Source organism: Caballeronia sordidicola, assembly GCF_000729995.1.
Classification (GTDB): domain Bacteria; phylum Pseudomonadota; class Gammaproteobacteria; order Burkholderiales; family Burkholderiaceae; genus Caballeronia; species Caballeronia sordidicola_A.
In genome coordinates this window covers 35,400-47,160 of sequence record NZ_JNFG01000210.1, presented here as the reverse complement: position 1 = coordinate 47,160, position 11,761 = coordinate 35,400, and the positions used below count along the sequence as shown (strand labels likewise).

Here is an 11,761-nt window from a genome sequence, read left to right as displayed (position 1 = left end):
CAATTAGTCGCATATTGTTTCAAAAATTGAAACTTTAAGAGTTTTCGTGTGGATTTGAGCGGTCAATCGAACGTATGGTTCTCCCCCAACTGAGAGACCGATTCGAGCGATAGCCTGATTGAAGCGCTAGCGCCGGGTTGGATACCAACAATCCGAGACCCGCATTCAATGCAGCCTACCGTCAGAAACGCCGTTGCCAATCCAAACCACGTCACGACCAACCGCTATACCGTGGAGATCCCCGGTACGAAGCTCTCGCTGTCTATTGTTGAATACGAGTTGGTCGAGCGCTTCAACGAGCCCTTCTGGACCAATATTGTTGTTACTTCACCGAACATGGCGATTTCCGGCGCCGAGTGCATCGGACGCTGGTCCATCTTCCATATCGACGCGGAAGGTTCTTTTGCTTGGTCGTCGTCAGCACGAGAAGTCGAGAGGCTGCGCACGCTTCACGGGGTAGTCGGCAGTTGGGAACACGTTTCATCGAGCGCCGATGAAGCCACCTATCGGCTATTTATCAAACCGCGTTTCGCGCTACTGCGCCAGACCACAGATTCGCGGGTGTTCCTTGACGCAAGTCTCAAGGACATCATCAACGCGTCAATCATCGACGACAAAATTTTTAACCATTGGGATATCGAATGGCAGTTTGAAGGTAACGAACCGGTCTTCGAACAGGTCTTGATGTACGAGGAGTCCATTGAGGCGTTCATCTCGCGCTTGTGCCGCAAATACGGTGTCTTCTATTACTTCAAGCAATCGGACGATCAAAACGGCGCTCGCCGGGAGACGATCGTCTTCGGCGATTCAGCAAAGGGATATGTTCGAGCGCTCGAAGTGCCGCTGCTGGGTGAGGCAGGGCTGACGAATACCGGACAGGAATCGATCCATACGCTGCGCACTTTGCGCACCTCTGTTCCCGAAACCATCAGCTTACGGGAACACAACTACCGCATTCCGGATGATCCGCTTAAGGCTGAAGCGAGCGTTGCCTTTGAAGACCGCTCGGTTATCGGCACGATTCGACGCAGCAACGAGCACCATGAATCGCAGGCCGATGGAGAAGCCGTTGCCAACCTCCGGCGCGAGGAACAGATTGCGCGCCAGACAACCTATGCCGGCACCAGCAACGTCGTTGGCTTGACACCGGGAATGGTTGTGCGACTGACCAATCGTGAACTGCCCGATGCGAAGTATGGGCTGGTGATTACGTCGGTGACGAGTCGCGGCGCACGCGGCAAGGCATTCGTGAACGAGTTCGAGGCAATCCCGTCGCACCTGCCATATCGGCCTGAATACGATCCGCAAAAGCACTGGCGCTGGATGCCAGGCCCGGTGAAGGCAGTGATCGAATCACGTTACGCCGACGAATATGCGCATCCGGACGAGCACGGCCGGTATCAGGTGAAGTATGGCTTCGATTGGCGCGAGACGAAGCCTGGGTTTAGCAGCGCGCCGCTGCGGCTCTTGCGATCTTCGGCGTCGTTCACCAGCGGTTCGCATGATCCGCTTTTGCCCGGCTCTGAAGTAAGGGTGGACTTTACTGGCGGGGATATTGATCGTCCGGTAATCGTGGGCGCCGTACATGATTTTCAACGCACCGACATTGTTTACGGCCGTGAGGGATGGAATACGCGTTCGATATGGCGTTCGCCACTGCGCCGTAACGACGTGCGTTTGGAAGACTTCAAGGGGCACGAAGGCGTCAAGGTCGCGACGGTGTTTCAGAATACGTCGGTAAGTCTCGGGTTTCTGGTCGATCGTGAGAAGAAGGAGAGGGGGCAGGGGCTTGAAGCGACGACGCAGGGTTGGGCAACCTTGCGCGGTGCCAAAGGTGTATTGCTGTCCGCTGACGGGTTAACGAGCCCGGGTGCACCTCATCTTGAGATGCAGGCTGCGTTGGCGCAATTGCAGTCCGCCTTGGGCGAAGCATCGGCGTTGCGCTCGGCGGCTGAGCGGGCAACGGCCGAACTTGCTGAGGTTAAGGCCCAGCAGGTTCAACTGGAGAGCGCTTTCAAGGACTTGCAGAAGGCCGTCATTGTGCTGTCGGCGCCCGACGGTATTGCAGCCGTGACACCTAAGGGTATCCATCTTGCGAGCGGCGAGCATTTGACTGCCGTCGCGGGCAAAAACGCTGACTTTAGCGTCGGAGGAAATTTTACGATTGCGGCGACTAAGGCGGCTTCGATATTCGCTCATCAAAACGGCATTAAGGCGCTGGCGGCAAATGGCAAAGTCGATGTGCAGGCGCAGAACGGTGCCATGAATCTCATTGCACACGATGGCATGAGCATTACCAGCGCCAACGGGCGCGTGGTCATTACCGCGAAAGAGGAAATTCTACTCGTATGCGGCGGCTCGTATCTGCGGATTCGTGATGTGGGTATTGAAGACGGAACGCGTGGAGACCGGCTAATCCGCTCCGCGTCATTTCAGAAGGTCGGTCCACAAAGCTTGTCTTCCGCGATCCCATCGTTGCCAACGTCGACTGGGGATTACGACCAGGCTTTTGTCGTTCGTTGGGCGGGTACCCCGATCGTGGCTGCGAATACCAAGTACCAAATGTATTCGGAAGGAAAGCTGATCGCCGATGGCATCACTGGAGAGCACGGTGAGACGTTGCTCGGAAAGAGCCATGTTCCTCAAGATGTACTGATCAAATTACTGGACCGCTGAGAATGGCAGCAGATGAAAAAGTAGTGGGCACAGCGACGTCCTACATGACGCCGACGGACTACAAGCAACGCGCGCTGGTTGAGAGAAACGTGTGCGACAAGATGGTGCCGGCCGCCGCGGCGTCCATTGTCGGGACATGTCCGTACTACTACCGGCCGCTCCACGGCGAGTACTGGGAGACGGTTGAGAAGGTGAGCGTTTCGAGTACGTGGGAGGCGGTGAAGGCGTGGGCGAAGTTCTGGGATCCGTACAGGGATCACGCTACGTTTGCGACGCTCTTGCATCGACGGGAGAAGCTCATTGAAGCTGAGAGTACGGACTCGGACTGGTCGCGTCACGGGAATTTCATGATGCGTCATGTCGGGTGTGGACATAAGCCACCGGGTTACTACGTCAGCTACGGGTACTACTACTGTTCGACCTATGGGGCGAAGTTATTTCCAAAATTAAGTCCTTCAGGACAAGCGTGGCTGGTCCTCGCAAAAAAGAAACTCCAGGTGCATATGGAAGACGGACTTCATCAAAATATGACTGGAAACACGATAAAAATGACTAGCGAAAAGGGAAATCGTAACGTGCGAATGTCCCCGCCTCAATTCGGCCTCGAACTGAATGACGAGACTTTCACATCCTTCGCATTCGAAACACACCCGCTCGCGTACCTTGAGGGAGGTTTGGCTGATCTCGGTTTTTTAGACTTGTGGTACATCCTTGGGGAACCGAACATGCAGGAGTGGGGCGATGGTCGCACGTGGGGGCAGGCGAAGGAGAGTTCGTTTGGAATGGCAAGTATTGGGTTAAATAAGGTGGAAGAGTCGGCTAATAAATTTCGGTCCGAAACGAGCGAATTGGTCGATCGCGCATTGAACCGCTTGATGGAAAGGTGAAATGCACGCTACGTGGCATTGGAAAGTCCTGGTTTGTGGATTAGCGGCCGTTGTCGGCCTAACTTATGGGTATCGGAAGATGGCAGCAAGCTGGGAAACGGTCACGACGACCTTCACTAAAACCGACAAGCCGTATGGCGGCGGCGCTTTCCGTATTCACGGGAACGACGTATTAAGTTTAAAAACCGCTGATCCTGAGATTCACTACCACGTAGTTGGATTGGATAAAGGTTATGACGGGGCACAGGCGATTGCAGAAGAGCCGTGGGCAGAGGACTCCGGCGAGAGGCTTAGCCGTTCTACTGTTCGTATTTTGCGGGGCAAGCTTGACGATAACCTGACACGTGCCTTCGAACAACGCGGCCAGGACGCTGCCTGGTCGTACTCAAAAGACTGGAGCACGTTATACGTAAGCACGGGCTGGATGGACTATACAAAGCCCGTGCCGAAGGATGGCATGTCGCCGCAGATCACCAAGCTCTGGCGATCGCACGACAGCGGCAAGACATGGACACAGCTCACGTGGCCGGAGAACCAGAACATCGGAAAATTGCTATTCCTCGACCCATTGCGCGGTTATGCCATCGGCTGGGGGCCGCATATATGGCGCACAGCCGACGGCGGCCAGTCCTGGCAGGAAATCAAGATGCCGCCGCTGGCGACCCACTACGATCAACCGCGCAAGACATTCGACGCAGTGAATCTGGGTCCAAACGGGGTGTTGCGCGTGGCGTACTACGTAACGAGTCTTGGTGAGATTCGCACATCGAGCGTGGTCTGCCGGTTGGCGTGGGATTGGCAGGATTTTGAGCAGGATGCGGTGTTGCCACAGCAGACGGTGGTCGATCTGCAGTCGTCGCAGGAGGCCAGCGGAATCTACTCGCTTTATGCACTTTCGCGTCTTGGTCCGCCACGCAACTGGGATGACAGAACTGACAAGGGTCATCGCACGGGCGCTATATCGAGTTGGCTGAGCTACCAGCAGCCCGAGGTCAAGCAATCGCACACATTCGATGAACGGTTGACGCTTGATGGTTTGAGCGTGGGCACGCGCGGGGTTCTTCTAGTCTACGCGACTGATGCGACACGCGACGGCGCACCGCATGACTTTACGTTGAGCAGCACCGACTCGGGCAAGTCATGGAAGGAAACTGACGACGGAATCATGCAGGGCGGGTACTTCGACGCCGAGACGAATACGCAATACGGTTTGTATGCGTACACGCTCAAGAAACGCACGTTCTAGGAAAATGACACATCTCCTTCTCACCGCACTCAGGACCAGAAAACGATGACAAGACGCGCATACATCTGCAATGGTGACCGAACAAACGTGGAAGGTGTAGTTGAGGCGCCAAGACGCAACGACCTGCTCGACGGACGCGAAGCGGCGTACGAAGACGATCCGGTTTGGTGTCCGCAGTGCAAGACATACGGGCGGATTAGTTGCGTGGGCACAAGGTCGTCGAGCAAAAACGCAAGTGGTAGGGAAATGGCCCTTGCTAACGATCTGTGTCTTTGCAACTGCCAGCCCTATCCCGTGTTGATCGCGTCGCAAACGGATTCGTTTTCCGACGCTTAACCGGTGAATCGGGAAAAACTAACCGCCAATGCCTATCAACCTCTCAAACATCGGACCACCAAAGCCGTACCCAGTACGTGGGCTGAGGCTTCGTCCGTGGTTGTTCATCTGGGCTATGTGCTCTGTGTTCGGAGCCGTTGTGGTATTGCTGATCTGGTCAACCGGCACGCCGGCGCGGGGATTATGGTTTTGGCTGTGCATCCTCGGAGGTCCACAGGCCCTGTTCGCTCTCATTCTCGGTTTCACGCGCGCGGTCTATGAGACGGAACATCTGCATGCGCTCTACTACAACCAGCACAGGGAAAACCGGCGTCGTGTCCTCATTGCACGCGGACAGGAGCCACTTCTGATTCTGGCCTACGCATATCAATTCCCGCTGGACGGTCAGGGACTTGCACGAACGGTCATCGACGGACCGCCGATGCTCCGGACCCAACCACTGCAAGACGGTAGCACGGTAGTGCGACATACACGTCTGCTGGAAGGTCGATCGCATAGCGAACAGGTTGACTCTGTGCTTTCTCGGGTGCTGCAGCAAGCGCCCGTAACACCCTATGGCAAGCTCTATGCCCACCTTCTTATACCGATTTCGGAGCAGCTGCACGTGCTGGCAGCGATGGGCTCGAGTCGCTTGCCAACCGTGCAGCTCGTCGTAACCGGCGGCCACAAGACAGCGGGTCAATTACAGCAGTTACGCGCGGTGATTGCCGCCTGCGGATTACCGCCGTTCGATTGCAAGGTTGCATCGGATAGCGACGGATTGATGATTGCGGACGCGTGGCTCGACTCAACAACGCGCCGGCCCCTGCTGGTCATTGCAGCGCAGTTGCATGACCTGTCACCAGCAGAAAGCACAGAAGGCGGAGTCGCGGTTTTGCTAGCCAAATCTGGGATGCGCTTGGCTCTTATCGAACCTCTGGCTACTTTGCATCGTCCCGTTGCTGCGGCGCCGGATAGGCTGGCGGAGGGCGTTGTCGCCGCTGTTGGCTGGGGAAAGGCTGCCCCAGCTGCTGTTCGGCACACGTGGACAACCGGCATGAAAGGAGACGAAAACGTGCTCCTCTCAAGCGCATTCAGGCAAGCCGGAATGTTAGGCGTATCGGGAGCCGATGCACGACATGAGCCTGATCTTGCGATCGGTCATGCCGGTGGGGTTGCCCCCTGGCTCTCGGTCGCTGCGGCGACGGAATCAGGTCTGGATGGTCCACAAATACTTTTGAATCGCACGCAGACCATACAGGCAGCGATCCTTTACGCTCATAAGAAGCCTTCGCATGAAAATCGAGCAGACAAACCCGCCAATTGAGGCGGTCGCACCGACACCCGAGGTAAAGCCTATCGCTGTGTGGGGTTTCGCTCTGCTGGCTATCGTCCTAGCAGCTCTCGCGCTCGCGGTAGTTTGGGTAAAGGGCGACTTGGTGCACATCCAGGGAATCGAGGAAAAGAAGACCGCGTCGTTGTGGATTCTTGGCGTCCTCGTTGCGATATTCATGCTCCATGTCTGTGCGTCGGAAGCGGGCGCATATCGCGCAATGGGCTTGCTGTTTCGTCGCCAAGACCGGAGCGCATCGACGGAAGGGGATCTTGTCAAGCCGTCAAAATACGACCCACGCTTAACTGAGCTTCGCTCTGAACTCCATGCGCAATTCGGCTGGCGCTGGAAGTACCGCCAACCTTGGCTTCTCGTCACCGGCGAAGACGCGCTAACCGAAACAGTCGCACCGGGTCTGCGTCAGACCGGTTTTGTACTTACTGAACATGCGGTCTTGCTGCATGCATCGCCTGAGAACGTAGATGCGAAAACTTGGCGCGAGCAGATCAGCCGAATGCGTTGGCGCCATCCTATTGATGCAGTAGCGCACGTCATGCGCACGACCGATGCCAGTCGTCCCGACACCGAGCTTGCCCGCACCCTTGCGACCCAGGCAATCGATCTGAAATGGGCTGCTCCGGTCTACCTGCTCCATAGCGTGGAAGTCGGCGGCCGCCGCCCCGACACCTACGAGGCTGTCGGCCTGACCCTAAACGAGCCCTCGACTTTCTCATCCGATCTGTACACCATCATGCGCGGCAGCAGCCACCGCGGAACGCTTGCGTTGTTCGAGCCGCGCCGGATTCCCTACATGGCGCAGCTCTCGCAATACATGGACCATCAAAGCAGTCGGATCACCGCGCAATTCGATGCGCTGGTTGCATCGAAATGGCGTCGTGCGTCGCTTGCCGGCATGGTGTTCGCGCCTGCCTATGCGGCGTCATTTGTCATCGATCCCGATCAACCTGCGCTGCTACCCGCGTCGGTATTGCCAACGTGGCAGTTTCTAGCCACAGCGGTACGCGCTCAACGCGGTAAGCGCATCGGATTCCATTGGCCGAACGCGATTGCTGCAATGGCCGCCGTCGCGACGATGGCGTGGTACGTGGCGCTCGTGATCTCTTTCATCGGCAATCAGAGCATCGTGCGATCGGCGGATGCGACGGCAAAGCAGGCATTGGCCGCTTCGTCGGGCAGCAGTGCTGCGATACGTACGCAACTGCAGCTCCAGCAAACCATAGAGATGCTCGAAGAGCGCCGCCAACACGGCGCACCTTGGTACCTGCGCGCGGGCCTGAATTCCAACGATGCCATCCTCGCTACGCTCTGGCAGCCGTATAGGACGGTGAGCACGCGCAACCTACAAGAGCCGGTCGCGCGGTCGTTGCAATCAACGCTCGTCACGCTTACGGAGCTGCGGTCCGACAGTCCGCAGGGTCCTGAGGCCATGCAGCGTTACTACAACGCACTGAAGGCTTACCTGATGCTTGCTGAACCAAAGCGAGCCGATCCAGCGTTCCTCACGCAACAACTTCTCGTTACGTGGGCCGCGCCGCCCGACATGCCCCCGGGCGAGTGGCTCGACAAGGCACCGTACCTCGCTGGCTTCTACGCGAATCAACTTCCGGCACATCCAGAATGGCGGACAGATATCAATGACGTTTCGCTCGATCCGACCATCGAGGGCGCTCGCGATGCGCTGGTCAACCAGATCGGCCTGCAGAACGCTGACGACGCTCTTTACAGGAGCCTGATAGACGAAGCCAAAGGAAAGTATTCCGATGCAACGCTCACCACTCTTCTGAACGGTGCGGATGCGCGCGGCTTGTTTGCTACGGTGCAAAGCGTACCGGGCATCTTTACGCGAGCCGCTTGGGACGGTGTCGTCGCCGAATCGATTGACAGGATTTCTCGTGAGCGCAAAACCGGCGGCGATTGGGTGCTTGCCGCAACATCCGGGAAAAAGGATGCGACGCAAGACGCCGGCGATGACTCGCAGGAAAACATCAAACAACGCCTCATCCAGCGCTATTTCGCTGACTACGCTGCGGCGTGGGAGGGTTTTCTCAATAGCGTGCAGTGGCAGCCGTCGACAAACCTGAGTGGCGCTATCGATCAATTGACCCGACTCGCCGACGCCCAGCAGTCGCCTCTGATTGCACTGATGAAATCAGTGCAATTTCAAGCTCAAGCTGGACGGCAATCACAAGCGCTATCAGATACGCTTGTGCGCAAGGCTCAAGATCTCTTGCACGGTGGCGATGCAAGCTCGCAGGTTCAATCGTTGCAGGTGAATCCTCTTGACCCCTCATTCGGACCATTACTGGCGTTGATGGGCGATAGCGCGGACAACCGAAGCGGGACGAAAACAGCGGCAGCATCAAACGATATCAGTCTCGCGCATTACCTCAATCGCGTGACGGCGGTGCGCTTGAAACTGCAACAAATCGCATCGAGCCCCGAGCCGCAAGCAATGGCCCGAGCACTGGCGCAGGCCATATTCCAGGGTAAGTTGTCGGAGCTGATGCAAGCTCGCGACGATGCCAACTTGACGGCAGCCAGTCTCGGCGCACACTGGGCGGGGTTCGGCAATGCGCTGTTTGCACGACCGCTCGACACCGCTTGGCAAACAATCTTGACCCCAGCCGCTGCAAGCCTTAACGATCTCTGGCGAAATGGTGTCGCGACGCCGTTCAAGACGGCATTCGACGGGCATTATCCTTTCGCTGACGCTTCCGCTGATGCATCGTTTGCAGAGCTCGGCCGCTACATACGTCCCGATACCGGTCTGATTGCCCGTTTCATAACGACGCAGCTGGCCGGCGTGCTTCAACAAAGCGGTGACCGCTGGATGCCGAACGAACTTGCGCCACAAGCGCTTCGATTCGACCCGGCGTTCCTGAAAGCGCTCGCGCAACTATCCGCTACCGGCGCACGGCTTTATGCGCAAGGCGATGCGGGCTATCGCTTCGATCTGATGGCGCTTTCCACCGTGGACGTAACGCGCACGGAGCTCACTATCGATGGCGTGCCGATTGTGTATTTCAACGAGCGCGAGACCTGGAAGGCATTGCAATGGCCGGGCAACGGCTTGAACGGCCGGGCAATTCTGACGTGGCAGACGTTTGATGCAGGCACGCGAATCGCCTTTGAGAACACCGGGGACTGGGCCTTCTTGCGTTTGCTGGAAAAGGCGGAGACGAGCCCTCTGGACAGTACGCGTACGGCATTGACCTGGACTCAGGGAAACGCGGAACCATTGCATTATGTGCTCCGTACTCAAACGGGTGCTGGACCGCTCGACCTGCTCAAACTACGCGGCTTCAAGATGCCTGAGCGGATCTTTGCGATTGGCGCCGGCTCGTCAAAAATAGCAGCGGTCGCAATGCTGCCTCCTCTTCCACTGGAGCTGCAGCCGTGAGCGAAAATAAAACCCTCAAGTATTACGAAGCTGAAATGCGCTATCTCCGCGAGGCGAGCAAGGAGTTCGCGCAAGCGCATCCGGAAGCAGCGCGTCGTCTCGGATTGACGAATGTTGGCGCTCCAGACGAGAACGTCGAGCGCTTGTTCCAGGGTTTCGCCTTTTTAAGCGCGCGCTTGCGCGAAAAGCTCGACGACGATATGCCGGAAATAACGGAGCCTATCGTCAGCATGCTTTGGCCGCACATGGTACGCACGATCCCTTCGCTGGCAATTCTTGAGTGTGCACCGCGCAGGGACAGGGTTGGATCGAATTTAGTGCCGGCAGGCGTTGCAGTGCGCTCGAAACCTGTCGGACCAGCGAAGACTACTTGCATCTACCGCACGACGAGAGCGGTTCATGTTCTACCGCTAACACTAACCGATGCCTCCACATCAACACGCGCGGACGGTCGGAGCGTAGTCCGTATCGTATTTGAACCGCAACGCTTTGATCAACACGCGCTGGGTGACTTGTCGTGTATTCGCCTTTACCTGCACCGTGCACGCGCGGATGCGTCGGTGCTCTACGCTGCGCTTACCCGCGACGTAAGTTCGATCACGGTTTGTATGCCATCCGTTCACGACGGTCGTGGCCAGGTGGCAAGAGGTTTGCGTATTGAGGCGTCGGGCTTCGGTCCTGAGACCCGTGTATGGCCCGATGCAAACCCGCAATGCGATGGCGAGCAAGGTCTGCTCGAATACTTCACATTCCCCGAGAAGTTTCACTTCATTGATCTGTGCGGCTTTGATTCGGCAACGGTTCCTGTGGACGAAATGCATGTCGAGTTCGAGATCGTACTCAGCCGTCCATTGCCGTCTGACACGCGGATCGATGCGTCCAATTTTCGCCTGCACTGTACACCTGTGGTCAACCTGTTCGAACTGGATGCCGAGCCAATCCAGACGGATGCATATGAGCATGACTACCGCGTACGTACGCCACGCGCGGTTGGTGAGCACGTCGAACCCTATTCTGCGTTGACCGTGATTGCAGTTGATCATAGATCAGCTGAGAAGCACCATTACGTACCGTTCGAGGAGTTCCGGCATCGTGGTGGAATGCTGAGGCATGAAGCACCCGAACGCTATTTCCATACGCGGAATGTTCTCGGGCCATCCGGGACACGCGAGATGTGGTTGGCGCTAGGCGGTCTTGCTTGGGATGTGCCCGGCAGCGTTCCGGACGACCATATCACCGCGCGTGTGCTGGCTAACAACGGTACGTTGCCACGCATGGAGCTGCGCGAGGCCGCTTTGACAGAGCCGATATCGGCGCTCTCCGGTATTGAGAAGGTAAGCAATCTGACGAAGCCAAGCGTGCCGGCTTATCCTCCTGAAACAGAGCGCTATCAGTGGAAGGTGATGTCGCACTTCGCGGCTAATGGACTAGCAATGTTGGACACGGTGGTATTGCGAGAAGTGCTGTCGCTCTATAACTGGACCCGGGATGAACAAAACCAGCGCCGCATTGACGCGGTGCACGATGTCCGCTTGCGCACTTTGCAGCGCCTCGGGCGCAACCGGTTGGAGCGTGGAGTTGAAATCGAGGTGTCGCTTCATTCCGGCGGATTTCTGGGGGCAGGTGACGTCGCCTTATTCAGCGATGTGCTGAACCGGTTCATGGCGCGGTACGCTTCGTCGAATATTTTCGTGCGATTGGTCGTGAGGACGGATGGCGTCGAGAAGCGGTATCCGAGCTGCGAGTTTGATGGGCCGAGCTTCTAACCATGCGCGCGCATGGCCTTTGCATCGACGCATTGCCGGAGCTAAAGGAGGCGTACGCAGATTAAATGCGGAAGACGGCCGCAAAGACATCAATGCAAGCAAGCCAGGATTCCCGGT

7 protein-coding genes are annotated in these 11,761 nt (G+C 57.1%); all 7 read left to right on the top strand.

Translation table 11 applies throughout. The features are described 5' to 3' along the window. Nucleotides 1-168: 168 nt before the first annotated feature. Nucleotides 169-2,676, top strand: a complete 2,508-nt coding sequence (locus FH08_RS0144390; RefSeq protein WP_051889001.1) for a type VI secretion system Vgr family protein — start codon at nt 169-171, stop codon at nt 2,674-2,676. Between the two features lie 2 nt (nt 2,677-2,678). After that, nucleotides 2,679-3,563, top strand: coding sequence for a hypothetical protein (locus FH08_RS0144385; protein WP_031364542.1), 885 nt, complete (start codon nt 2,679-2,681; stop codon nt 3,561-3,563). Nucleotides 3,564-3,642: 79 nt separating this feature from the next. Then, nucleotides 3,643-4,809 carry a hypothetical protein gene (locus FH08_RS0144380; RefSeq protein ID WP_031364541.1) on the top strand — a complete coding sequence of 389 codons (1,167 nt, stop codon included), beginning with the start codon at nt 3,643-3,645 and terminating at the stop codon, nt 4,807-4,809. Between the two features lie 45 nt (nt 4,810-4,854). Continuing rightward, nucleotides 4,855-5,145 (top strand): PAAR domain-containing protein, encoded by a 291-nt coding sequence (locus tag FH08_RS51040; protein ID WP_075583460.1) that lies wholly within the window; start codon nt 4,855-4,857, stop codon nt 5,143-5,145. A 28-nt stretch (nt 5,146-5,173) separates the two neighbouring features. Next, nucleotides 5,174-6,451, top strand: a complete 1,278-nt coding sequence (locus tag FH08_RS0144375) for a hypothetical protein (RefSeq protein ID WP_152603080.1) — start codon at nt 5,174-5,176, stop codon at nt 6,449-6,451. Continuing rightward, a complete protein-coding gene (locus tag FH08_RS0144370) occupies nt 6,420-9,878 on the top strand; it encodes an ImcF-related family protein (RefSeq protein ID WP_031364539.1) in 3,459 nt (1,152 codons plus the stop codon). Before FH08_RS0144375 ends, FH08_RS0144370 begins: the two co-directional genes overlap by 32 nt. After that, on the top strand, nt 9,875-11,644 hold the full coding sequence (tssF, locus tag FH08_RS0144365; protein ID WP_075583459.1) for a type VI secretion system baseplate subunit TssF: 1,770 nt from the start codon (nt 9,875-9,877) through the stop codon (nt 11,642-11,644). The genes FH08_RS0144370 and tssF overlap by 4 nt, the downstream gene beginning before the upstream one ends. Nucleotides 11,645-11,761: the final 117 nt, after the last annotated feature.

Bases quoted from the DNA above. Each gene is read 5' to 3' on its own strand.
- FH08_RS51040 (WP_075583460.1), top strand. From the start codon at position 4,855: ATGACAAGACGCGCATACATCTGCAATGGTGACCGAACAAACGTGGAA.
- FH08_RS0144375 (WP_152603080.1), top strand. From the start codon at position 5,174: ATGCCTATCAACCTCTCAAACATCGGACCACCAAAGCCGTACCCAGTA.
- FH08_RS0144390 (WP_051889001.1), top strand. From the start codon at position 169: ATGCAGCCTACCGTCAGAAACGCCGTTGCCAATCCAAACCACGTCACG.
- FH08_RS0144380 (WP_031364541.1), top strand. From the start codon at position 3,643: ATGGCAGCAAGCTGGGAAACGGTCACGACGACCTTCACTAAAACCGAC.
- FH08_RS0144370 (WP_031364539.1), top strand. From the start codon at position 6,420: ATGAAAATCGAGCAGACAAACCCGCCAATTGAGGCGGTCGCACCGACA.
- FH08_RS0144385 (WP_031364542.1), top strand. From the start codon at position 2,679: ATGGCAGCAGATGAAAAAGTAGTGGGCACAGCGACGTCCTACATGACG.